At 45.3% G+C, this 24692-nt stretch carries 23 protein-coding genes and 4 tRNA genes; 11 read left to right on the top strand and 16 right to left on the bottom strand.

Annotation, left to right across the window (positions count from 1 at the left end; translation table 11 throughout):
- Positions 1–88: 88 nt before the first annotated feature.
- The 4 genes from B5J93_RS03215 to B5J93_RS03200 all read left to right on the top strand — a co-directional run bounded on the left by B5J93_RS03215 (position 89) and on the right by B5J93_RS03200 (position 833).
- The gene (locus B5J93_RS03215; RefSeq protein ID WP_079324541.1) at positions 89–394 is read left to right on the top strand and encodes a rhodanese-like domain-containing protein; all 306 of its coding nucleotides are present in this window, start codon (positions 89–91) and stop codon (positions 392–394) included.
- Positions 395–527: 133 nt separating this feature from the next.
- A tRNA-Pro gene (locus tag B5J93_RS03210) sits at positions 528–604 on the top strand.
- A gap of 43 nt (positions 605–647) precedes the next feature.
- Positions 648–724, top strand: a tRNA-Arg gene (locus B5J93_RS03205).
- Positions 725–757: 33 nt separating this feature from the next.
- Positions 758–833, top strand: a tRNA-His gene (locus B5J93_RS03200).
- Positions 834–991: 158 nt separating this feature from the next.
- On the opposite strand, the gene B5J93_RS03195 is transcribed toward B5J93_RS03200, so the two are convergent.
- On the bottom strand, positions 992–1681 hold the full coding sequence (locus B5J93_RS03195) for a hypothetical protein (RefSeq protein ID WP_079324539.1): 690 nt from the start codon (positions 1679–1681) through the stop codon (positions 992–994).
- A gap of 176 nt (positions 1682–1857) precedes the next feature.
- On the opposite strand from B5J93_RS03195, the gene B5J93_RS03190 reads away from it, so the two are divergent.
- From B5J93_RS03190 to B5J93_RS03165, 6 genes are all read left to right on the top strand, one after another.
- Positions 1858–2310 carry a universal stress protein gene (locus B5J93_RS03190; protein WP_029103381.1) on the top strand — a complete coding sequence of 151 codons (453 nt, stop codon included), beginning with the start codon at positions 1858–1860 and terminating at the stop codon, positions 2308–2310.
- A 222-nt stretch (positions 2311–2532) separates the two neighbouring features.
- Entirely contained in the window at positions 2533–3600 is a 1068-nt protein-coding gene (pyrC, locus tag B5J93_RS03185; protein WP_079324537.1) for a dihydroorotase, read from the top strand.
- On the top strand, positions 3597–4232 hold the full coding sequence (gene rnt, locus B5J93_RS03180) for a ribonuclease T (protein ID WP_079324535.1): 636 nt from the start codon (positions 3597–3599) through the stop codon (positions 4230–4232). Before pyrC ends, rnt begins: the two co-directional genes overlap by 4 nt.
- A 60-nt stretch (positions 4233–4292) precedes the next feature.
- Positions 4293–4781 carry a YajQ family cyclic di-GMP-binding protein gene (locus B5J93_RS03175; protein ID WP_079324533.1) on the top strand — a complete coding sequence of 163 codons (489 nt, stop codon included), beginning with the start codon at positions 4293–4295 and terminating at the stop codon, positions 4779–4781.
- A 184-nt stretch (positions 4782–4965) separates the two neighbouring features.
- Positions 4966–5041: transfer RNA gene (locus B5J93_RS03170), tRNA-Glu, on the top strand.
- 156 nt (positions 5042–5197) lie between these two features.
- Positions 5198–5833, top strand: a complete 636-nt coding sequence (locus tag B5J93_RS03165; RefSeq protein ID WP_079324531.1) for a DUF2062 domain-containing protein — start codon at positions 5198–5200, stop codon at positions 5831–5833.
- 28 nt (positions 5834–5861) lie between these two features.
- Here B5J93_RS03165 and B5J93_RS03160 read toward each other — a convergent pair whose 3' ends face one another.
- From B5J93_RS03160 to pepN, 4 genes are read right to left on the bottom strand one after another with little or no spacing between them, the layout of a single operon-like run.
- On the bottom strand, positions 5862–6575 hold the full coding sequence (locus B5J93_RS03160) for a 16S rRNA (uracil(1498)-N(3))-methyltransferase (RefSeq protein ID WP_079324529.1): 714 nt from the start codon (positions 6573–6575) through the stop codon (positions 5862–5864).
- Positions 6572–7849: a 3-deoxy-D-manno-octulosonic acid transferase gene (locus B5J93_RS03155; RefSeq protein ID WP_079324527.1), complete on the bottom strand. Its 1278-nt coding sequence runs from the start codon at positions 7847–7849 to the stop codon at positions 6572–6574. The genes B5J93_RS03160 and B5J93_RS03155 overlap by 4 nt, the downstream gene beginning before the upstream one ends.
- 1 nt (position 7850) lies before the next feature.
- Positions 7851–9599 carry a tetratricopeptide repeat protein gene (locus B5J93_RS03150; RefSeq protein WP_079324525.1) on the bottom strand — a complete coding sequence of 583 codons (1749 nt, stop codon included), beginning with the start codon at positions 9597–9599 and terminating at the stop codon, positions 7851–7853.
- Positions 9596–12175 carry an aminopeptidase N gene (gene pepN / locus B5J93_RS03145; RefSeq protein WP_079324523.1) on the bottom strand — a complete coding sequence of 860 codons (2580 nt, stop codon included), beginning with the start codon at positions 12173–12175 and terminating at the stop codon, positions 9596–9598. Before pepN ends, B5J93_RS03150 begins: the two co-directional genes overlap by 4 nt.
- Before the next feature lie 331 nt (positions 12176–12506).
- Between pepN and pal the strand changes: the two genes are divergently transcribed.
- Positions 12507–13025 (top strand): peptidoglycan-associated lipoprotein Pal, encoded by a 519-nt coding sequence (gene pal / locus B5J93_RS03140; RefSeq protein ID WP_079324521.1) that lies wholly within the window; start codon positions 12507–12509, stop codon positions 13023–13025.
- 117 nt (positions 13026–13142) lie between these two features.
- Here the strand turns inward: pal and B5J93_RS03135 are convergent, their stop codons facing one another.
- The 11 genes from B5J93_RS03135 to B5J93_RS03085 all read right to left on the bottom strand — a co-directional run bounded on the left by B5J93_RS03135 (position 13143) and on the right by B5J93_RS03085 (position 24630).
- Positions 13143–13925: a hypothetical protein gene (locus B5J93_RS03135; protein WP_079324519.1), complete on the bottom strand. Its 783-nt coding sequence runs from the start codon at positions 13923–13925 to the stop codon at positions 13143–13145.
- Positions 13926–14103: 178 nt separating this feature from the next.
- Complete coding sequence (locus tag B5J93_RS03130) at positions 14104–14517, bottom strand: type IV pilin protein (protein WP_079324517.1); 414 nt, start codon at positions 14515–14517, stop codon at positions 14104–14106.
- Positions 14511–14987: a type IV pilin protein gene (locus B5J93_RS03125; RefSeq protein WP_079324594.1), complete on the bottom strand. Its 477-nt coding sequence runs from the start codon at positions 14985–14987 to the stop codon at positions 14511–14513. The genes B5J93_RS03130 and B5J93_RS03125 overlap by 7 nt, the downstream gene beginning before the upstream one ends.
- A 9-nt stretch (positions 14988–14996) precedes the next feature.
- Positions 14997–18959 (bottom strand): pilus assembly protein, encoded by a 3963-nt coding sequence (locus B5J93_RS03120; protein WP_143823480.1) that lies wholly within the window; start codon positions 18957–18959, stop codon positions 14997–14999.
- 48 nt (positions 18960–19007) lie between these two features.
- Positions 19008–19772 (bottom strand): hypothetical protein, encoded by a 765-nt coding sequence (locus B5J93_RS03115; protein WP_079324513.1) that lies wholly within the window; start codon positions 19770–19772, stop codon positions 19008–19010.
- A 22-nt stretch (positions 19773–19794) separates the two neighbouring features.
- Positions 19795–20646: a prepilin-type N-terminal cleavage/methylation domain-containing protein gene (locus B5J93_RS03110; RefSeq protein ID WP_079324592.1), complete on the bottom strand. Its 852-nt coding sequence runs from the start codon at positions 20644–20646 to the stop codon at positions 19795–19797.
- The gene (locus B5J93_RS03105) at positions 20646–21161 is read right to left on the bottom strand and encodes a type IV pilus modification PilV family protein (protein ID WP_079324511.1); all 516 of its coding nucleotides are present in this window, start codon (positions 21159–21161) and stop codon (positions 20646–20648) included. The genes B5J93_RS03110 and B5J93_RS03105 overlap by 1 nt, the downstream gene beginning before the upstream one ends.
- Entirely contained in the window at positions 21158–21664 is a 507-nt protein-coding gene (locus B5J93_RS03100; protein WP_158080673.1) for a pilus assembly FimT family protein, read from the bottom strand. The genes B5J93_RS03105 and B5J93_RS03100 overlap by 4 nt, the downstream gene beginning before the upstream one ends.
- A 256-nt stretch (positions 21665–21920) precedes the next feature.
- Complete coding sequence (locus B5J93_RS03095) at positions 21921–22694, bottom strand: ComF family protein (RefSeq protein WP_143823479.1); 774 nt, start codon at positions 22692–22694, stop codon at positions 21921–21923.
- A 3-nt stretch (positions 22695–22697) separates the two neighbouring features.
- Positions 22698–23927: a phospholipase A gene (locus B5J93_RS03090; RefSeq protein ID WP_079324505.1), complete on the bottom strand. Its 1230-nt coding sequence runs from the start codon at positions 23925–23927 to the stop codon at positions 22698–22700.
- Between the two features lie 127 nt (positions 23928–24054).
- Positions 24055–24630, bottom strand: a complete 576-nt coding sequence (locus B5J93_RS03085; protein WP_228144850.1) for a DUF3465 domain-containing protein — start codon at positions 24628–24630, stop codon at positions 24055–24057.
- Positions 24631–24692: the final 62 nt, after the last annotated feature.

The raw sequence follows: 24692 nt of genomic DNA, 5'->3' as shown, positions 1-24692 counted from the left end.
CGGAGTTATGAGATGATAATAAAAACGAGATATTGCTATCATACCCCAAATTTGCTAAACTTGCATTTATTTTATTTGGAAAATTATCATGATAAAAACCCAAGCCATCGCTGATTTCACCCCCAGTGACAACCTAACCATTTGGGACGTGCGAGATACTGACAGTTATCAGGCAGGGCATATCGCCCATGCCATCAATGTGCCGATTGAGTATATCAATGCCGAGACACTCGCCCAGACCACAAGCGACATTTATGTGTTGTGTGGCGGTGGCACCAAGGCAGGACGTGCGTGTGAGCTGTTAGAGAGCCTTGACCCGAGCCGTACTTACGTCCATCTGACAGGTGGCACTCGTGGAGCCAAGGCATTAGGCTGGACACTCATTGAGAATTGATTTATTAAAAAATATTAAAAATCAATATCTTACAAAAATTTTTAAAATTTTTTAAAATAAATGATTGACACCGCCCAAAATTACGCTATAATACGCACCACTAACAGCGATGACACATCGCAAATTGGTAAATCGGGGCGTAGCGCAGCTTGGTAGCGCATCTGCTTTGGGAGCAGAGGGTCGGGGGTTCAAATCCCTCCGCCCCGACCATTTAAGGCCTGTTTGGGCTTTTTTTGTTAGTATCGTAAGTTGAGCGCCTGTAGCTCAGTTGGATAGAGCATCCGCCTTCTAAGCGGGTGGTCGCAGGTTCGAATCCTGCCAGGCGCGCCATTTGCCTGATTATGAATGGCACATCTCATTATGGTGGGTATAGCTCAGTTGGTAGAGCCCCGGATTGTGATTCCGGTTGTCGTGGGTTCAAGTCCCATTACTCACCCCATATTGAAAACCACCCAATTGGGTGGTTTTTTACATCTCACCTTTTTGTTTTTCGCCCATACCCATCTAATAAAAAGGGCGTGTTCAGCACGTCTCTACATCTACATATTATTAAATTTATGACAACTTTAAAAGCTCTTTGGTCGCACCTGTCTTTACTTATCTTAAATGACTGACTTCATCCACCAAGTCATCAAGCAGGACATCAAAAATATCATCGCCTGACAGCTGTTCTAATGGTTTATCGGGCTTATGAGTGGATTTTGGTAGTGCTTGCGTTTGTGTCTGCTCTGTCAATGTTTGGTTGGTTTGATTATTTTGGTTGGTTTGATTGCTCTGCACAGCATTATCCATCACGTCGCCATTTTTACTAGCCTTGTTATCCATAGCAGATTGTTGGACGGTGCTAGCACTTACCTGTGGTTTTACCTCCACTTCTTGCTGTGGCTTTTGACCTGCTATTGGCTCAGGCGGATTTTGCACGTCCTTGTCGCTAACATCTCTGGCGTCTTTGGCATGCCAAAAGCTGTAGCGATTAACCGTCCACCACGCCAAAAACCTACTGGCGGTAATGCTGTGTAGCTCATCAGGCAGTTTTACCACGTTTAAGCCTAGCTCTTGCCAAGCACACTCATCCGTCTCACCCTGCTCGCACGACTCCTTTGCCACAAAAATCTCATCTAACAAGCCATCATACACCGCTCGCCTATCCCACGCTTTTTGGGTCAGGTTCATGCGTGTGAGCTGATAAAACACGCCATCATGCCAAATGACATAACTGCGGTGTTTGGGGTGAACAAAAATCACATCTATCATTCTGTTGGCATTGCGACTGGTTGGATTTTTCATGGCAGGAACATTAAAAAGGGCTTATTTCTATTTTATCAAATTTTTTCATTATTTTAGCAAAATTCTCCCAAAATCCACCCAAAATATCCCTTGCATTCATGGGGGATTTTGCTATACTGTTACTAGATTTATAAACTAAGCGGTATCCTTTTCACACCTTTATTAAGGAGCTTGCCATGTATCAGCACGTGTTACTTGTTACCGACTTAAATGACGACACCGACATTGTCGCCAGTAAAGCCAAATGGATTTTGGATTCATCACCATCTGCTCAGCTGTCTGTGTTACATGTGGTCGAAGAGACCATGCTCGGCTTTGGCTATGAGCTAATCCCTGCATCTGCCCTGCACGAAGAGATAGACGATGAGCGTTGCCAAGTGGCTCGCACTCGTCTTGCCGAGGTGTTGGCACGCAATAACCTACACGCCCACAACGCCAAGATCAAAACCGCCATCTCAGGACGTAAAGGCATCGTGGATTACTGCAACACCCACGCCATTGACTTAGTCGTCATTGGTCGCCATAAGCGTACAGGGCTATCAGCATGGTTGGCAGGGGCAACCGCCGACAGCATTTTACCTGATGTGGACGCTGATTTACTCGTGGTGCAGTTGGGCTCAATTGATTAAACTATATCAAAATATTTATCAATAAGGGCAAAATTCAGGTTTGCCCTTATTTTTTGTGCCATTTTTAAAAATGCTTATTCATCCAAATTTTCTACAACCCCTTTAAAACGCCATTTTCCCATTATCACTTTTTTGGGTTTATTTTTCAGCTTTTTCCCATAAAACTTGACAAAATCCCCCCAACCCTTAAAATAGTAGCTTTATCACAACCAGCCAACCGCCATGACCAACACCCCCCAAACTCTCACCCTTATCCAGCCAGACGACTGGCACATTCATCTAAGAGACAATGACGCCCTTGCCACGACCGTACCGCACGCAGCCAAGAGTTTTAACCGTGTCATCTGTATGCCAAACCTAGTCCCGCCCGTCAAAACGACCGAACAAGCGACCCTCTACCGTGAGCGGATTTTGACCGCCCTTGACAAAGCGGATATTCCAAGCCAGCGTAAGGCTGAGTTTGACCCACGCATGGTCTTATACTTGACCGACCACACCACAGCCGATGAGATTGCCCGTGCCAAAGCGTCAGGCGTGGTGTCAGCCGTCAAGCTCTATCCTGCGGGGGCGACCACCAATTCGTCAGACGGCGTTACCGACATTTTGGGGCGGGCGGACGTGTTTGAAAGTATGCAAAAACACGGCATTCCGCTCCTTGTACATGGTGAAGTTACGCATCATGACGTAGACATTTTTGACCGTGAAAAGCGGTTTTTGGATGAGATTTTGTCTGTGATTGTCAAAAATTTCCCCGAACTTCGCATTGTGATGGAACACATCACCACTGCTGACGCTGCCGACTTTTGCCTTGCCCAAGCGGACAACGTTGGTGCAACCATCACGCCCCAACACCTGCTGTTTAACCGCAATCATATGCTGGTGGGCGGTGTCAAGCCCCATTATTATTGTCTGCCGATTTTAAAGCGAGCCGACCACCAAAAACGCCTGTTGGAAGTCGCCACGAGCGGTAATCCCAAATTTTTCTTAGGCACGGATTCTGCCCCCCACGCCACCCACACCAAAGAGTCTGCCTGTGGTTGTGCAGGGTGCTACTCCGCCCCCCACGCCTTGCCCCTGTATGCCACCGCTTTTGAAAGCGTGAATGCTCTTGATAAACTTGAAAATTTTGCAAGCCGTTTTGGGGCAAGATTCTACGGCTTGCCTGTCAATCAAAGCACCATTACTTTGGTCAAAAAAGAGCAAGCCATTCCCGACAATTACCCCTACCTTGGCGACAAAAGCCTAACCCCACTTTTGGCAGGGCAACCCTTAGCGTGGTCAATCCAATGAGCGACAAAGAAAAATCCCCCCTTGCCAAACGCTTTCGGGGTTTTATGCCTGTCGTTGTGGACGTGGAGACGGCAGGGTTTAATGCCCAAACGGACGCTTTGCTTGAAATCGCCTGCATTCCCATTTTGATGAATGATGACGGCAAACTTTATCAAGGCGAACCGCTAAACGCCCACATTGAGCCGTTTGTGGGGGCAAATTTGGAACCGTCCGCCCTAGAATTTACAGGCATTAACCCCGATAGCCCCTTTCGCAAAGCCATCGCCCAAGACGAAAAAAAGGCAATCCGCCAGATTTTTAAATCCCTAAAAGAGACCAAAAACGCTCACGGCTGTCGCCAGTGTATTTTGGTGGGGCATAATGCTCATTTTGATTTGGGTTTTTTAAATGCCTTGATTGCCCGCACCAATTCAAAAAATCAGTCGCCCTTTCACGCATTTAGTGTGCTGGACACGGCAAGCCTATCCGCCCTTGCTTATGGGCATACGGTGCTTGCCAAAACTTGCCTGATGGCGGGGATTGAATTTGATAATAGCCACGCCCATTCGGCACTTTACGACACCCAAAAAACGGCCGAGCTGTTTTGTCAGATTTTTAATGAAATGGACATGCTTGACATTAAGGGCGAGTGAAATTTATTTAAAATCAAAACCTTACCAATTTAATATTTTTAACTTTAATAAGGAAAAACCATGCCGTCATTTGACATCGTTTCAGAATTAAACGTCCAAGAAGTGCGTAACGCCATTGGCAACACCGACAAAGAAATTGCCACACGTTTTGACTTTAAAGGTAGTGATATCACGGTAGAGCTAAACGACAAAGCCAAAACCGTAACCATTACCTGCGACAACGAACTGCAAGCCGACAACGTCTATGCCATTTTTGAAAAACAGCTCATCAAGCGTGGCGTGGATTTGCAAAGCCTAGACCCACAGGACAAAGCCCAATCAGGCAAACACACTAAGCAAGTCATCAACCTAAAAGACGGATTAGACAGCGACACTGCCAAAAAAATCAGCAAGGCAATCAAAGAGAGCGATTTGAAAGTCTCGGCAAGCATTCAAGGCGATAAAATCCGTGTGTCCGACAAGAAAAAGGACAATTTGCAAGCGTGTATGGCGTTTTTAAAAGAAAAATCGTTTGGCGTGCCACTGCAATTTAACAATTTTAAAGATTGATAATTTTAAAAATTTGTTAAAATTCATCAAGTTATAAACTTTATTAAATTTTTTAAAAATCTTGCTTGACGGACAAAAATAATCTGCTATAATAGCCCCACTTTTGAGAGACACGGTGAAAGCGTTCAAAAGTTGGTAAAGCGATTATCGCTAAATTAGCAAGTAATCAGTTTTACGTCCTTGTGCTCCATTCGTCTAGAGGTCTAGGACACCGCCCTTTCACGGCGGTAACAGGGGTTCGAATCCCCTATGGAGTGCCAATATTTTAAATCCCCAAGTCATCACTTGGGGATTTTATTTTATCCAGTCATTCATTGTTCACTAAAAACACCTTTTAAATTTGCAAAATTACAACAACATTGTCTCTTGTAAATTTGCTATAATTTGCCATTTCCATTTATTCATCAACGCTCTTCATGCCAAAACAAAAGCTCAAAAACTGGCTCCCCACTCCCGAAAAATTGCGTGAAAACCGCATCGTAAGCCTGTTCGCTCCATTTTTGGCTGACCCACGTCTATGGCAGTTAAACCGCAACGCCCTAACCCGAGCGGTGTATGTGGGCGTGCTGTGTGCCTTTTTCCCCCTACCTGGTCAGATGCCCCTTGCCCTGATTGGGGCGTTAATCTTTCGTGCCAATGTGCCGATGAGTGTCGCCTTGACATGGATTACCAACCCTTTGACGACCATTCCGATTTTTTGGTTGGCGTATTCGGTCGGGGCAATACTACTGGGCGAGCCTGTCATTGGCATTCGAGGCATGGGGCTGATTGTGTCGGACTTGACACTATGGGTAACTGGCAACGGTGGCAATCCTTTTGAGATGCACTCGGTGTTTTCCTTTAAGGCGTTTGCGTGGGGACTGCTGGTGTGTGGCATGATTACCAGTGTCGTGCTGGGCATTGCCTTTCGCATATTTTGGCAGTATCGTATCGCCAATGATTGGCAAAAAAGACAAGGCTACAACGCAACCGCCCCCAAATTTCGCACCCAAAAAGGACATAAAGCCAGAGAACAGGCGAAAAATGTCGGCTCTGATGATTTTTCTATTTAAGCATTTTTTTAATCAACGCTTTACATCATTACACCCAACGCCCAAGGGTTGCATTGACCGCACTCTCAGTTCGCAAAATCCGCTCGCCAAGCGACACCGCACGCACGCCCACACTTGCCAAAAGCTCAATCTCATAAGGCACAAAGCCCCCTTCTGCTCCGATGATTATCATATCAGGCAGGGGGTTTTTATGGATAAACTCCTTAAAACTGGTATCAGCATAAGGGTGAAAGACGAGGGCGGATTTGTTATTTATCAAGCTAGGTAATATATCCTGCACAAAGGGCTTAAAGCGTTTGGCAAAGGTGATGGTAGGTGGCACGCTATCCACACCCTGCTGTAGCCCTTCTAAGACAAACTCATCAAGGCGAGTAAGCAGGGGCGAGCCCCAATAGCTTTTGTCGGTGCGAACAGAATTGATAAGAATAATATGATGAACCCCAAACGCCGTCATATCCATAATAAGCCGTCTTAGCACCTTAGGACGTGGCAAGGCGAGTATGACGGTTACGCCGAGTTTGGGCGGTGGGTTGGTGTCTAGGCGGACATTTTCCAAAAGGCAATGCGTGTCATCTATATGAGCAATTCGCCCCACGCCCATTTTGTCGCCCAATTTGCCGATTTTTAGGGTGTCGCCAACGCTTGCCTTTAACACCGTTTTGATGTGGTTAAGCTGTTCGGCATTGTCAATCGTGGCGGTGGTATCGTCAAAGGCGGACGGGGGCAGGATAATGACATTCATAACAATTTCCTTATCATATCAAATTGCACCTTATCCGCCCCTGCCCGCTCTTGTACCAGTCTTTGACCGCTCTCGCCTGCTTCTTTGGCAAGAATAGGATTATCAAACCATGCTTTGATATTATCATACAGTCCGTCATCATCGCTTTGCATGAGTACGCCCACATCGGCAAAATCACGCACTATCTCGGCACAGTTTTTGACATACCGCCCCATGATGACAGGCGTGGCAAGGCTCACAGGCTCAATGGGGTTATGACCGCCCTTATCCACAAACGAACCGCCCACCACCGCCACATCGGACAACTCATACCATATCATCAGCTCGCCCATGCTATCCGCCAGATACACCTGCGTACTATCGGCTATCGGCTCGCCTAGGCTGCGTCTGTGATAGGTAAACTGTGTGCAAAGGCTTGCAACCTCATCAAAGCGTTCGGGGTGGCGTGGCACTAGAATAAGCAGTAGATTGGGGAAAACAGCAAGCAGTCGCTTGTGTGTATCCAACGCCAATCGCTCCTCGCCCTCGTGCGTGCTTGCCATGACCCAAATGGGACGGTTTTTGACAAAATCGATAGAGTCGGTAAGATTATTAAAGTTATCAAGGGTTTGGGCTTTGCCAATCTGACCGCTCCATTTTAGAGAATACGCCTGCTTGACTTTATCTGGATTTGCCCCAAGTGCGATGAAGTTATGATAACTTTGCTCATCTTGGGCGATGATAAGGGATAAATTTGCCATCATGCTTTGGCTAAGCCCTTTGAATTTAGCATAGCTATCAAAGGAGTTTTGGGTAAGGCGGGCATTTGCCATGACGCTCGCTATGCCCCGCTTTGCCAATACCGATAAGGTATTTGCCCACAGTTCGGTCTCAACAAATACCGCCATCAAAGGGCGGATGTGTGCCAAAAACCGTCCCAATGCCGCCACATCATCAACAGGGACAAAGCTGTGCTGTACCGATTTGCCCAGTTCATCTTTAAAAAGCACCTTAGCACGGTTAAATCCCGTCTGCGTGGTACTCGTTATCCACAGATGATAGCCATCGGACAGCATACGTCTAAGTAGCGGATAGGCGGTGTTTAGCTCGCCCAAAGACACGGCATGACACCAAATGACGGGCTTATCATGACTAATAGGCAAATAGCCCTGTCCGAACCGCTCGGCAATCTCACGCTCATAATGGGGCAAAGTATCCTTTTTGTGTGCCAAAAACAAGCGATAAAGCGGTTTTAGGGCGGTAATGGCAAGGCGATAATATAAGGGCGGACGCATGTTAGGACATCATACTTAGCAAGATAAATAACAATACCGCCCCTACGCCCACAGCGATGAACAGCATGCCATAACGCTTGTCCGAGACCATCTCGGTGCGGTAGTCACTTTTTAGAAGTTCCACTTGATTCATGTAAGCACAGACCTTTTTGGCTTCGGGATGTCCGCCATCGGCTGATTTGCGAAGCCAATGCTCGCCCATGCTCACGTCCATCGCCATACCGCCATCATTGGGGGCAAAGCCTTGATAATACAGACGGCTAAGCAGTTTTTGGGCTCGGATATCGCCCATCTCGGCAGAGCGTTTGGTGAGCATGACCGCTTTATTGATGTCCACGCCCACGCCACGCCCACCAAAATAGTACAGGGCTAGGCGAAGCATGGCAGACGGATTGCCCTGCTTGACCAGTCCCACCAGTAAGGCAATTGCCTGTTTGCGTGCCTGCACCTGCTTATCATTAAACACAATCTCATCCATCTGCTTGCCTTCGGCGATTTTGGCATCGATAAAAGCATCAAATTTGGTCAGTACTGCTGTCGCCTTTTGGTACTCACTCACGGCATCGCTTGGGGTGTTGATATTAAGCAAATCTTGGTACGCTTCATCAAAGAGCTTGGGCGTGTGCGACGCTCTCGCCCTTTGCTTATAGGCGGAAGGGGGTAAGTTTGTGGCATTGGATTGGTGCGGACTTTTGGTTTGATGTGGTGTGTTTGGGCTTACAACATGAGCTTGACTGGCAGACTTGGCAGGTTGTAAGGTTTGCATATCTTGCACAACTGGGGCTGGGCTGTGACTGATTGGTTGTCCATCCACCATGACTTGATTAAAACTTGTTAAATCATCTTGCCCATCGTTTGTCAAAGGGTTTATTGAATGATTTTGCAAGTCGTTATTTAAATTATTTTGCCCATTATCTTGCAAACCATTTTGTGAGCCATTTTGCAAGTCATTTTGCAAACCATCTTGCAAACTATTTTTTAAAACAGCCTGCTCATCTTGCTCATCAAACGCTTGCACTGACTTATCTACTTGCGTTAAAAACAGCGGTTGCTCGCTAAATAACTGCTTAGCTCTGTCATCGGCAGTTGGGTCGTGTTGCAACTGTTTAAAACGACTGATAAAATCATGCACCGCCCAATACAGACTGTCTTCTGCCACGCCCACGCCTTGCCCATTATCATCAAGACCTGCCACAAAGGTGCGGTCAATCGTGCCAAACAGCCTTGCCCCGATGACAGGCAGGATAAAAAACCTATCCGCCACCGCTTGTCCTGCCTGCCCCACGCCTTGGCACAATACGCCCATGCCATAATAAAAGCCCTGCAACTGCTCATCTGTCATCTGACTTTGGGGGTCTGCCCCCATCTGCGAGAACAGGCGAGCATAGACACGGCTAAACCCTTGGGCGGTGTAGATATTCACGGTAGGCTTAACCACTGACTGGGCAAGCTCTTGCTTTATCACCTGCACGACATAATACACCAAGATGATGATGAGCCGAGCAAAGTCATCATGAGATAGCACACGAGCTTCGCTCACACTCTTGCCTGCCAAGTCTGATTTGACCGCTGATAAAAACACATCCAGCAGTTTAAGACTGTCCAAATCCGCCTTGAATGCCGTCTGCTGAGCGATGAGTGTAGACAGTCGCTGATGATAGGCAAAGCGTTTGCCCGTCACACTCATGCCCTGCCACAGCTCATGCACTTCTTTATCAAATTCAAACCACACAAATGGGGTGACACTCATGCTTTATCCCCGAGCATATTATTTAAAAATTCAAGCACGTTTTTGGAGCTTGCTTTTTGCTGTAAGGCGATAAGCTCCGACTTGACCATCTCTTTATCATCGCCCGATAGCGTGTACCAGCGAGCCAGAGCGGACAAGGAGCGAGACGCTAGCACAGGATTGATCACGTCTAGGCGAGCCACTGCCGACAGATACAGAGAAATGCCGTCTTTTGTCCATAGTTGAGTGGGTTTGCTTGCCAATCCGCCAAGCGTGGTACGCACACGGTTTGGCGTTTGCCAATCATAATCCGATCGCTCCATAAGAGCCTTGATAAACGCCACATCACGGCTGTCCGCCCCTGCTTGCACGCTAAACCATGAGTCAATGACAAGGTCGTTATCATGATATTCTTCATAAAACTGAGCGGTATAATCGTCTGCATTGGGCAAGCCGAACTCAATCATCGCCCCCAATGCTCCGAGCTGTTCACTCATGCAAGTGGCGTTGGTGTACTGGCGTTCGGTGCGTTCGGTCATGTCAAGTTTGGCGGTCAGTGCTAGATTGAGTAACACATTTCTAAGAAGTCGCACCCCACGAGCGTCAGGCGTGTCTTGATACGGCACGATAGGCAGAGCGTCATACCACACTTGTACATGGTCGGCTAGGGCGTGGGCGATTTGCTCTTTTAGGGCGGTGCGTGTCGCCTTGACCGCTTGTGGGTCATAGTCCTTATCGTACGCCACCGCAAGCTCGCTTTCGCTTGGCATATCAAACAGGCGAGCGGTCAGCATGGGGTCTTTGTGCATGAGCGTTGGCACGATACGTTTTAGGGTGTCAGTTAGCAAGGCGACATTGTCCGATTTGCCAAACAATAATCTACCCACCAACGTCTGCACCGCTTGCCATTGGTTAAAGCCTTCGTTTTCAAATTGTACGATTTTTACCAAATCTTCATCGGTATAATCAAATTCTAGCTTGACAGGAGCGGAAAAATTACGCAGTACCGACACCACAGGACGCACCCCGCCCAAATCCAATCCGTCAAAACCAAACGTATCGCTGTCTTTGGTCAAAAGTAGCAACTCTTGGGCGAGTAGCTCCCCACTCTCCCCATGAAAAATCGCCACATCTATCGGTATGGGCAAGGCTTTTGGCTCATCAAATCCTGCCACATGGCGAGTTTGTTGGCTAAATGTCAGTTTGACACTGTCGCCCGCCACGTCAAATCCGCCCGTCAGCACAGGCGTGCCTGCCTGAGTGTACCACGCCAAAAAGTCAAGCACACGGCCATCGCCCACACTCATCGCCGACAGGAAGTCTTCAATAGTAACGGCTTGACCGTCATAGCGAGCAAAATATTCGTCCGTGCCTTGGCGGAATTCGTCCTTGCCAAGCAAGGTCGCTATCATACGCACAATCTCCGCCCCTTTTTCATAGACGGTAACGGTGTAGCAGTTGTTAATCTCCACAAAACTGTCAGGACGCACAGGGTGAGCCAGCACGCCTGCGTCTTCTTTGAACTGATGAGCCTTTAAAAAACCCACGTCATCAATGCGTTGCACCGCAGGCGAGCGATGACTTGCCGAAAAACTTTGGTCTCTAAATACGGTAAAGCCCTCTTTTAGGCACAGCTGAAACCAATCACGGCAGGTAATGCGGTTGCCCGTCCAGTTGTGAAAATATTCGTGGGCAATGACCGCTTTGACATGAAAGCTCCGCTCATCAGTCGTGGTTTTTGGGCTAGACAGCACGCAAGACGTGTTAAAGATATTTAAGCCCTTATTTTCCATTGCCCCCATGTTAAATTGCCCTGTGGCGACAATCATATAACGATCAAGGTCATACGCCCGCCCGTAATGCTCTTCGTCCCACGCCATGGCGTCTTTTAGGGCGGTCATGGCAACGTGGCATTTGTCAATGTCGGCAGGCACGGCGTAGATTTCTAGGAGTACTTCACGCCCCTCACTGGTCGTGTAGTGGTCGCTTATCACCGCCAAATCCGCCACCACGCACGCAAACAGATAGCTTGGCTTTTTGGTGGGGTCATGCCAGACGGCAAAATGTCTGTCATCGCCCACGTCGCCTTTTTCTATCAAATTACCATTGGCAAGTAGCACAGGAAAACGCTTGTCCGCTTCTACCCTTGTGGTGTATTCGGTCAAAACATCAGGGCGGTCAGGGAAAAAGGTGATTTTACGAAAGCCCTCTGGTTCGCATTGGGTAACGAACATCAGCTCATCGCCCGTACCCGACTGGTACAAACCCTCTAAGGCGGTGTTGGTTTGGGGCGTGATTTTTACGTCAATGGCGACTTTGGCGACATCGGGGGCGTTGTGAATGGTTAGGCTCTCGTCATCTAAGGCATAATCATCAGCCGTTAGCACTTTGTCATTGATGCTAATATTTAAAAGTTCAAGCTCACGCCCTAGCAGGACAAGTTTGCCGTCATGCTCACGGCTCATGTTTAGCACGCTAGATACGGTGGCGTGGTCATCAAACACTTTAATGTCTAGGTAAATATCATCCACACGATAAGTCGGTGGCGTGTAGTCTTTTAGGTAGATTTTTTGGGGGTCTTTATTGCTACTGGTCATGGTTTTTCCTAGCTTAGGTTTGGATTTAAATTGATAAATTAACACGCCATACTATCAAATTTTTACCATGAAAAAAAGACCGTCTCACCCCCAAAATCACCAATATGGTCATTTATTTTGCCAACGCTTATCAAAAACCCCAAAAACAGCCAATTTTTCCGCCCAAATACCCCAAAAACAACCCTAAAATGACTTGCTAAGCCCATCAAATTTTGTCATTATAGAGCATGATTTTCTCACATGATTTTGCAAATTGTCATTAAGTAGCAAACTGTGGTAAAATGGTACAATCGTCAAAATGGTTTTATAATTCTTCAATTAAGGAGCGTTTATGCTTACTTCTAAAATCTCAAAAGCCCTAGTGTTAGCTTTGACTGCCAGCACCCTTATGGTGACAGGCTGTGCCAGCAAAAAGCCAAAATCACAAGTAGTCGTTGCCCCCCTAGGTGGTTACGGTACGAGCGGTGGCTATACTGGTGGTGCTTTGGTCAATAACTCAGATGCCATCCAAAACGCCGCTCGCAACATGCAAGGCGTGGTGCATTTTGACTTTGACTCTGACGCCATCCGTGCCGACGCTGCTGCCATCTTAGACCAACAAGCCCAATTCTTGAACACTAATCAAGGTGCACGCGTGCAAATCGCAGGTCATACCGATGAGCGTGGCACTCGTGAATATAACATGAGCTTGGGCGAGCGTCGTGCCGCTGCTGTACGTAGCTATCTTGCCAGCAAAGGCGTAAACACTGCCAATGTAGAGATTCTAAGTTTTGGTGAGGAGCAACCTGTCGCCACAGGCTCAAACGAAGCATCATGGGCTCAAAACCGCCGTGCCGAGCTAAGCTACTAATTCAATCAGCTTTATAAAATAAACCCAAATCTTGTGATTTGGGTTTATTTTTGCTACCTCAACCAATTGTAAACCAAAAAACAGCCCCATAAAAGAGCTGTTTTTATCATCGTTAGATTAGAAACGGTAAGTTGCACCAACTTTAACGATTGGGTACCAAGTAGGGTTATTATCTCTGATGGTACGCTCTAAGTCTGCTTGTAAATCCTCTCTTGATTTACCGTCAGAAACGTTAGCTTCGGTTAAGTCAACGTCAGTCTTCCACTTACCAGTATAAGCAGCACCGACCTCACCAAAGAATCCGACACGGCTATTGCTGTTAATATTTGGCTTAACACCCAAAGTTAAATAAGGAGCCAGAGCATTGCCTGATTCTGCTTTTACTTTGATATTGCCATCAACATTGTAGGTTTGACCATCGATTTGAATGGCTGCTTTACCCTGCTCAGAAGTTAAAGTTGCATCAAGTTCATTGTCTTGAAAGATAACGCCTGTACCCACAGTAAAGCGATTTTTCCAAGGGCGTAGGTTAACACCAACATAAGGGTTACTATAATCGCCATCAATTTTTAGGTTGCCGTTGTAGTCATTCCACTCATCGCCTAACACTTTTTTCCAGTTGATGATAGAGTCGCTACCACCGATGTCAGTATCCACATCAAAGCTGCCGCCATTCCAACCAGCAACCACTTCTGTTGACTCATTGGCAGACCATGCAATACTAGCACCATAGCCTAGCGTACCTATCTCAGCGTTTACTGCACCTGGCTTAGCTAAGGTTGTGAATACGGTCTTACCACTGTCTACGATGGTGTTACCCGCATCAGTTACAACGTTTGCCATGGCAGTGCTTGATAGTAATACAGCACTACTTAAAGCAACTAATTTTAAAGTTTTCATAACTTTTCTCCAAATAAAATTAAAATATATAAACCACTTAATAATTTATATAAGTTAATTATAATATTAAATATCCATTAAATCAATATTCAATTTTACAGAATTTGTGATATTTTCATGGCTTTAATGTTTTGTTATGTAACAAACATTCATTCCAAGACTTTGATTTGCAAGTGTTTTATTCTCGCCACTCATCGCCTGTCCCGCATTTTCCTGCACGGCATTTTCTACCATCTGCGTGCAATTGCAAGTTACCATCGTTCTTCATTTGTCCAGAAGCATTAGGCGTTGCTGTAATCACCCATTCATTGGATAAGAGGTCTATCTCTACGGCATATAATTTTTGACTCTCAGAACTCGCCGATGAGACAATTGATGAAGCAGGTATATTGGCATAGCCACCCAACAACATTTTCTTAGATTCAATTTGGCTAGCCATGTTCTGCATATCCGCCATCATATTAGCACGCTTGGTTTTAATTATATAATTCTGATAGTTAGGATATGCTATCGCTGCCAGCACACCAATAACTGCAACAACGATAATCAACTCAATTAAAGTATAACCTTTTGACTTATGAGAAACTACCATGCTACCGTCCCCGTACCACATTCACATTGATTATTAGGAGTTGTGCAAAAGCTATTTGACACACTCTTGCATCTGAGTCCACTACTGGTTAATAGCATACGACTCGCTCCAGTTAACGTAGCATCTGGCTCTGCAATCATAACCCAAGAAGTTGAATTCCTGGCACCCTCCAACTCCCTGCCATTAATACCACCAACAAAATCAGTGCCAGCACCATTTACAACACGAATTGTATATTTATTCTTTGTGGTTGTTAATGGCTGTTGCGGTCTAAAATTACGATAGCTAAGCGTACTAGCCCTCCATCTCTCAAGCTCCATCTGAAGACTCATCATTCTAGCCTGAGCTTGTGATTCAGCATTCTTGACAATATATCTTTGATATGAAGGAATTGCGATACTAGCAAAAACAATTAGGATGGCAAGAATTATCATTAGCTCTATTAAGGTAAAGCCTTTTTGTTTTTTCATGAAAACCTCCTATTCGTTCGATGTCGCAGACATTTCATACCATCTTTGCGGAGTTAATGTAGTACGACCTTCAGCTCCTAGACCTGGACTTCCTCCAAACTGATCTTGTTTTTCAAGATTAGTTTGGCTGATATTACCTTCTTTTGTCTTTGTCTGTTCAAACAGACCAGGTTGATTGCCATCTCTACCATATGCCGCATTACTATGATCAGAGGCTAACATTGACGAAATCAATACACGAACCCTTCTCTGTGCATCGCTAGATCCTGAAGGTCCAAAGGCTAATTCTTGAATACCAATACCTGCCCTTTGGTAGCCTGCAAGTGGACTGCCATTATCACAAACACCATAAGGCAAGCAGTAGAACTGTCTTTCAGAACCACCCTTAACTTGGGCTGTACAACTGTCAGCCTCCGTATAGCGCATGTCAGGATTGTAGACACTTGTGTATAGATAGCTTCTCTCTTGGCCATCTTGTAGCCCTCGCACCACTTCTGACTTGCCCATGCCTTTGCTATACAAAGCATTTTTAAAACCTTCAAAATAGAATAAAGGATAGTACCAACCTTGTTTGCTTTTATCGACGATTTGATTCTCAACTTCATCTTTTGTGATAGCACTGTCACCCATTCGAATGAGTTGCTCCTTACTCACAGCACCATCTCGAATAGCATAAGAAGGGCTAGATACAAATAATTGTGAATTAGGCTTGGTTAAATCATAGTCAAAAATAGCGTATAGTCTATCGGCAGTATCATTATTATTACGCATTGTTGAGAGCGGAGAGCTTCTATCACCTGATATCACCATGGCTAGCCCGTAAGTACCGTGGCTTTTATCAGCATAAAATTCAACAACTGGTTTTTCGTAAAAACGACGCTTATATTGCCCTTCGCCATCCTCATGAAGCACTCTAATCACGCCATAATTTCTAAACCCTTGGGCGGTTTGCTTATCTTTTAGTTTGTCTCCATGATTCACAAAATCAGCTCTAAACATTTGTCCACCCAGATCGGCAAAATACAAATGATCCATAAAGCCATCGTTATTGCGATCCAACACTTCAATACTACCTACGATACTATTTTTAATGGTATCTACCTTTTTTAGTTTGGTATCGGTAGCACTTGAATAACTTGATGAAGCGGACCAAATTAATTCGCCAGTCTTGGCATTTACAATATACACGGCGTTACCGTCAGCAACTGTTTTTGTGTTACACTCAGCATTCTTAGAAGTATTTTCACCAACTTGAAATGCCTCATCTTCATAACACATATCATAACCACCACCAAATACCAAAACATCGGTACCATATTTGTCACTAGCATTCATCTTGATACGAGCAAATGTTGGTTTATTCCATAAGTAGCTGATACGGTCAAAATTCTCAGTCTGTGGAGTGATAACAAAATCAAGGGCAGGCTTGTCTGTTGCAGTTGATGACTTGGACATTTTGGTCAAATCAATACCATACAACCCTTTGGCACCCATCCTAAAGCCACCAAAAGCATGCATACCACCTAGTCTATTTGTCGCTCTTTCTTTGCTTGTCTGTCCATTTTTGTTAACAGTAATCTCTGGTTGCTCACCTACAGTTACCTTATTTTTACTGGAGTCGTAGACATGGTTAGCAACCACCAGCCACGGGGCGTCAACGCCAAATGCCGGCTTACCCTCATCCTGATGATCTGACATTGATAGAGCTCTAGGCTGATTTTTTAGCATGACTTTAGGAATGATGGCCAGTTTTTCTTGACCTCCATTAGAACTATTTGTTTTATCATCGGTGTTCACCAAATGCAGTGCACCATTCATCGATCCAAACAGCAAGTAGTCATCACGACCATCAGCTCGAATAGCACCCGTATCATCAAACGTTGCTGAGTAAGACACCAAGCTTGGACTACTATGTAAAATAGCACCCAACTTAGGCTCAGCACCTGATGGTGTTACCTTAACAGTACCCAAATCAGACAGCCGAGTAGTGTCTGGCATACCATTATAACCAACAAACGCCAAAAGATGGTTTATCACATCTATGGTATAGGTAGCGGCATCTCTAAAAGTATTTGAATTGGAGATTTTTTGATTGTCTAATAAAAGCTCTCCAGTAGCATTAACGCCAAACTTACGTAGTGTTGGTTTATTATCTGCACCCATATCTTCAATAAACACAGCACGTTGCGAACCTGTATTAGCTCCTGGTTTTTTCAGATTGCTGTATACCCCGCCTGAGGTGACCTGACTATTTCCAGTTGCACCACTGGTAGCAGACCATAAATCCACGGCAGCAGGATTTAGACTGACACCTTTGATTCGCCCATTACCGCCTGATTCAGCATAAAGCCTGACATTACCTCTGCCATAGAAAGTACCATCCTCAATGCTATATTTCTTCAAGTTGCCCTGCCAAGCTGACTTACGACTCACCAAATCAGGTTGAACCATAGGCAGATAAGCAATGGGTTGCTGTGAAACCGTAGAATAAGGGTCATCAGGAATGGTGATCGAACCTGCAGGCAGTGCTGAGATGTCGTTGTCAGCCGTCAAATCACCAATAAAGTCAGTCACAGCATTTGCTAAGGCAGATGCACTACTGGTAGAAGTAAAACCGCCATTGCCCCAACCACCTGTCTGTTTGCTGTTATGCTGACCAGGATACTCACCCCATAGGCACAGATTCTTAGCATCAACGCTACGTGCGGTGTTGCAGTCGGGAATAATTTTATCCTTAAATCCTGAGCTGGACTTAGGATCAGGCACTTTAATGGTCTTTGTGCCAAAGCCTGCAAAATCACCACCAAAACCGACCGTAGCAGTGCGTATCTCTTGCTTTTTGGGATTATTAACATTACGCAAATGCTTGGCATACGCACCAATATACTGCCAACCCGAACCTGCTTGTGCCTCAGCACCTGCTATAGATAGATCGTTAGTACCACGCCCTGATACACTTAAATTAGACCCTCTTAAACTAGTATTCATAGAAGTGGCGGTTGCTGAATCGGATGTGTTAGGCACACCATCAGTTAAGAAGAAAATACCATAACCATCAGGCCCACATTGATTCTCACCCTGTGCTTTGATTGGTGAGTTGTAATTACTGCCGTTTTTGGTCTCAGCAGCAGAGTAGTAAAAACCAGATACATTCCCAGATGTGCTGGTACCCAACATATACGCCCCCGCCTCAGCATAGGCGTTAGCACTCGGGGTAGAGTTATTTGCATTCAAATCTTTGATGTAATTGATAAGTTTCTTTCTGTGCTCAACAGTTAGCTCTGCAGTAGGGACACCTATACTGCCTGCATTCGCACCGCTCTTACTCGGCTCTGAATATCTACCAAGACCGATCTTATTTTTTTCATCAAGCTTAGTACCATCTGCCAGTAAGCTAATCAAACCTACTTTTAGACTAGAGAATCTATCCGCCTCACCACCAGCAATCTCATAACCATTACCAGTCTGGTGTAGTGTCAATGCATTTGCTGTGGTGGCACAGCCTGTGATGGTATAGCTAACAGAGCCAATCACTTTACCTTCCGCATCAGTAATGTCATTGGATACCACATAATCTCGAACATCCACCTGTCTTTGATTGTATAAATTATTACCACTACGGGTACCTACCACACAATGCCCAGGAAAGCTGTTGGAGCTTGATGACGAATTATTTAAAATTAATCTGCCATATACCGGTCGATTGGTCCAAGTATAACCCGAAAGCACCATCACCCCAACATTGTCCGCCTTAGGGTCAATAAATTTCATCGACCCTGAGGTGTCAAGCATCATGGAGATGATGGCAGCACCTTTTTCGCCCTGAGCTTTTTGATAGATTTCAAGGTCGCCAATATTTCTAGTGGCTGCTTGAGAAGATAATGCTGACATAACACCTAGTGTAGCAAGGGCAAGCTTAGTAAGTGAACTTTTTAATTTCATGTTTGGTTTTTTCATTACTGAGTGTTTCATAACAACCTCTTAAGAAAATATAATCTATCGATTAAGGTGAGTTTTAATTTATCTATTAGAAAGCTTGGTTTCTTCCGCCACTAAGGCTTGTTGATAAATAACCTTATAAGGCGAATTAGATCTAGACAGACAATCCATCAAAGGGCTAGGATTCCTACCGTCAGGCACTGATGAATTAGCGAAACAACCATCGGGATTGCCATAAGAAGGGATAACCGAGGTGGCATAAATATCAAATTTATACGACTTTTGGATAGATTTACCCTCTGGATTAACTTTATGTGCAAAACCTCTAGTATCTTCATCAGTATTATCTTTTGACTCTGGCAATACAATACTCACCTGAGTAGCCACGGTACCTCTATCTGTGGTGTAAGTATAATCCCCGCCATTCACCTGGCAAAAACCACTATCACCCCCCATACTACCACCTCCGCGAAATACAGTGGCCAGTCCCATCAGATAGTTTGTTCTATTACTATGACAAAAAACAAATTCATCACCACGGTTATAGTTGTTCGCTCTACTAGTAGTAAAGTAACCAAACGCTCCAATTTTTTTCTCAACAAGATTGCTGTAAATTGGAGTTCTATTGCCATTAACAATATTTTCTAGTTTCTGGTTGGCACTTTCTGAGGACTGAAGTAATACAGTTGACATTTGATCAGCGGTGGCTGATTTTAGATCTGTACTACTTCTCTTGACAGCCACTACACCAATCATAATGATGATTATTAATACAAGCAGTACTGCAATTAAAGCGGCACCTTGCTGATTGGGCATGGAAGAGGATTTCATTAATTTATTATTCATACTAAACTCATTTTCAGGTGTTTTAACTGACGTGCATAAGGCGTGCATTTCTCAAAAGGACATTAGTTTCATATACCGCCCTAACCTGAGGTCGTGCATCAGCTACCAGTGTTTGCTCGCGTCCAAAAATAGTAAATCTTGTCGCCGATTGCTCTCCTAAAATCGGAGTGCCACCGCGACTAAGAACAGCAACACGAATAGAGACAATAGGTTGATTCATGGCTTGGTATTGACCAACTGTTAGATAGCCCACATTAAAAGTAGTCTCATCTTGGGCACCGATCAAAACCTTAAACTGATCGACATTTTCCATAAAAATCGTGCCTGGACCATTGACACCTTCAGTAATACCTGTTGGTACACCATCTGCATTGGTAGTAGCACGACCAGCATCGCAAAATAGATGTAAATTTGGAGCCGTCCCCGACAGAAAGTAACGTTCAATCGCCATCTCATCTGGGTTTATTGCATTACCTTGGCAATCAAACATGGTTCTCCCCGAGACATTACGGTAAGATATCGTTAACTGGTCAGAGTTCACATTATTAACATTAGAAGGATGAGCATTATCCCGTGTCACCATATCAGGACCAATACCAGCAAGGTTAGCATCGGTTAGAACCACACCTCCAGCAGGTGTAGCTCCGTTAATCTTTCTATGACTATTCCCCAAATTTGCAAGTCTTAGACCATCCTCCAATCTTTGCAACCCAAAAATACTGGCATTTTGAATATTACTACCGCTCTCCTGTATATTATTGGTTCGAATACTCATGATATACACCTGCATGACAGCAGCAGCTATCAACAATCCTAGCACTAAAGAAATCATCAATTCAATTAATGTGAAACCTTTTTGACTCGCCACACTCATTAGTATGCCTCCATAACAAAACAGTTGGCATTCGGGTGCTGTACACCCGATGTATTAGCACAAGCAGGAGCATCTGCACCAAAGCTTGGCTGGGTGTCATCCCACGCTGCAATCATGCATTTACGTAACTGCTCACCACTAGTTCCTGGGCAGTCATGCAGACCCAATCTAATGCCATGATTGGCAGCAAATTGATTCAAAATTGCCGCATCTTTTGCCGCAATTTGATCCGGTGTGCAAGACAAAGCACCAATACAATCATTTGAACTTGCCTGTCCTACATTGGGAGTGTTAAGAGCTGCCTGAAAAGCATTAATGGCTTGAGCATGTCCACGCATGGTCTCTGCACCACCACGCATGATGGTTAATGCACGGGTTCTCATCAGACTTTCATCCGTTGTTCTGACTGCGGTCATTTGCAATGCACTAAACCCAAGAACTGCGATGGACAGCAAGAAAAGAGCCACCATCACTTCAACCAAACCAATACCTTGTTCGTTTTTAAAAGTTATCATGTGCAACTCCCTTGATTGGAAACCACTCGAATGTTTGCTGTAGGATCAATTAGGATGGATTTTACCGCTCTTGAACCATGATAACAAACAACAAAACCGTTGTTAGCATTTAAATTTGATGAGTTAGCACCATTCTTTACAACCTTGTTTGCTGTGAAAACAATGGTTGTTGGCGTATTTCCCAAAGGGGTAATAGTGACATTCTTAGGAACCTTAACTGGCTTAATAACACTCTGATTGTTAAGTCCAGTTGCTGAGAGCATCTGATTATTGCTTAATTGCACTGTAATATTTGTTCTTTTAATTAATGCTTCCGCCCTTGCCTCTTTTAGTGCGGATTCAATATCTCCTGCAGTCTGTGCCACACGAGCTTTAGCAATTTGTGATTGCAGACCAGGATAGGCAATGGCGGCAATTACCCCCATTACTGCGATTGTTATTATCATCTCAACCAAGGTAAACCCTGACTGATGACGGTAAGAATGTAAATTTAAATGAAACACGAGTCGTCCCCGACAGGCTGGGATACAAATTATCCCAATTAAATAGTAGTGAAAATTAATGATAATGTTGCAAGAATCATGCCCTAACCATCGTTGATTTTTGGGATGAATATGCCTAAAATATGGTTAAAAATACGTCACTTTATTGACAAAAATTGACAATTCATTCATCTATTGTAGCAAAAATCAGCACCAAAACCAACACCGCTTATCCCTGCCAATCCATGAATTAAGCGACTAAATAGGCTTGGGGTCTTTACCCATCCAAAATCGGCAGATGAATCCCCTCTCGCCCATGTAATGCACAAACGCCATGAATTTTGGCAGTGGGGTGTTCTACCCAAATGGCATTTGCCATGGCAAGTAGTGTTGAGCCTGTGGTCACAACATCATCTACCAGTATCGCGTGACGAGTCGGCAAAGGGTCGGTCAGATAAAAATCATGCTTGACGTTATGCAGGCGGTCGCTACGGCTAAGACCACGCTGATGAATGGCGTTATCCAAGCGAGCGACACCCTGCCATATCGGTATCTGCCATAAAAAGGATAAATATCTGGTCAAAATCAGCACAGGATAAAATCCCCGCTCCACCAAACGAGAGCTTGTGGTCGGTGTTGGGATAAGCACGGCATTATCAGCATTTACCCCTTGGGGTCGCTTGACATATCTCATCAGATGATACAGCACCATGAGTGATGACACATCGCATTTATCCTTAAAGGCGGTCATGACCTGCTTTAACGGCACATCATAATAAGCACTCGCATACAAAGCAATCTCTCGCCCATCATCACGCATGGCAAATATCGGCAATCTACCCGCCCACTGGGCATGACAATACATACAAAGCAGTGGAGCATGGTAAAAGGGTGCATGGTAAACAGGAATATGACAAAAAGAGGCATGGTCAGCCACACCCACTATATCCAACTTAGGCTTAACCTCTATCGTCTGCCCACATAACTGACAGCACTCATGCACGTATGATGAGAGCATGGCAAGGACATACGGGGGCAGGCGAGCGAGCAAAGGTTATAATCCCATCCAGTCATTTAACATCACGCCCACACCCACGGTCGTGGACTCATGATTATAATCAATGATGGACTGACCATAGCCATGGAACAGCTGAACATAACCACTCACGCCACGACCAATGGGGCGAACATAGTCAAGCTGAACCGCTCCTTTGCTGGTCTTAGGGTTATAACGCAGTGTGCCTGAGATATTATTGCCCTTATCAAACTGATACATAACACGCACATCACCATGACCATAATAGTCTACAATATCAGGGTTATCATCAGGACGGCTACTGTCACTGGTCTTAGCAACCTCCGCCCCTGCCATGATATAGGCACGGTTCCATGAGCGTGACAAAGGGTCATCTTCGCCGTTTGAGTGGTGTACCACACCCGCCCCGAGCATACGCAGTTTACCATCAAAGGGTAGGTCTGCGACCACAGGCTGAGTGATAAACAGCTCTGGCTGATAGTCATGAGCCCTAAATGGACGTGAGTTATCTTCGTTATAGACCTGCCAATGCGACTGCTGAGTATAGCCAAACCACATGTCTGCGTTCGTGCCAAACAAATCTTCGACAACTTTGGATTTGAATGAGAGTTGGAATTTTAACTCGGTGCTACGGATGTCATTATCGGTATAATCCACTGCTTCTTGGGTTGGGGCGCTGACCGAACGATTGGGTTTGGTATTGACAAACACTGGTAGGACATACATGGGGTTATGGGGACGAGCCTTCCACACTCCACCACTGTTTCTATCCAAGTCATAAGCCAAACTCAGCGGTGTGTATCTACTACCATCCACCTTGCCAAAGCCACTGGCACTGATGTCGGGATTTATCTCATCATCCGCCCCATTCTCTGTTGGGGCGATGTCAGCAGTCGGCAAATCACTGGCAGTCTCGGCAAGCACCACCTGTGGGTCGCCCTTGATGGTGCGTTTAAAGGTCTGTCCCAAATCAAGGGGGCGTTTGTCTTGAAGCACGCTTGGCACTTTGCCTAGGGCAATGCTGTCAAAACATGCCAAACGCTCACCATCATTGGCCACGGATGCACAGTCAAAGAACAGTCGTTCGCCCTGCACAGGGTCGGCAATGTCAGGCTCACTCGTCTGCACCGCACTCACTTCGGGCATGGGCAGGGCAATCTCTTCTGCCCATGCCTGCCCACTCATCACGCCTAACGACAGTGACGAGAGCGTCACAGCAAGGCTTAATCGCTTTGGGATAAACTTCATAAAATATCTCACACTGGGTAAATGACAAGCTTAAATCATTCTGCGTTCATGCTTGTCATGTTTTGTTAAATAATAAATCAAATTAAGACCAAAAGTTAAATTTTAAAAACATTAAACGCAAAGACCGCTATTCATATTTTTGCCCATCAAACATAATCCAGCCCCCTTGGTGTCTGCCCGCAGGGTCATGATGCGTCCAATGCACCACCCCACCTTTGTCGGTGTATTCATACTCGCCATAAAATGACACACTATCGCCCTTTTTTAGCCCTGTCACATAAGGGGCTAGGTCAATGTTATGGGCGATAAGCACCGTCATGTCCACCCCGTCTAATGAGACGATAAATTTTTGGTGACGTGAGCCTTTGTTGTCATCGGGCAGGGTTGCTTTGACCGTGCCACACCCTGCCACTTGGACATCAGAGCGTCGCTCGGCAAAGCTTGTGACGATGAGCTGATTTTGACAGCTTGGATTTGACTGCTTGGGCTGTGTGTTTTGGGCGGTTTGGGCATCCACCAAAGTCTGAGCCTGCGATGTTTGGGGAGCTTGCTTGCTTGGGTTATCATCAAGGCAAGCGGTCAATGCCAAACACATCACTCCTAATGTCGCCCCCAGTACAAATGGTCTTGCCCAGTGTGTACATACACCCAGTGCTGTCTTGGTTTGTCTAGCCTGTTTCATTTTATCTGTCTGTTTATTCATTTTGCCCAAATGTTTTACCCACAGTTTGCCCAAAGCAAGTCATCAGAACATGGCTTAAAACT

Source organism: Moraxella equi, from assembly GCF_002027555.1.
Taxonomy (GTDB): domain Bacteria; phylum Pseudomonadota; class Gammaproteobacteria; order Pseudomonadales; family Moraxellaceae; genus Moraxella; species Moraxella equi.
Note: the sequence above shows the minus strand (reverse complement) of the source record. Positions and strands in the feature narration are given on the sequence as shown.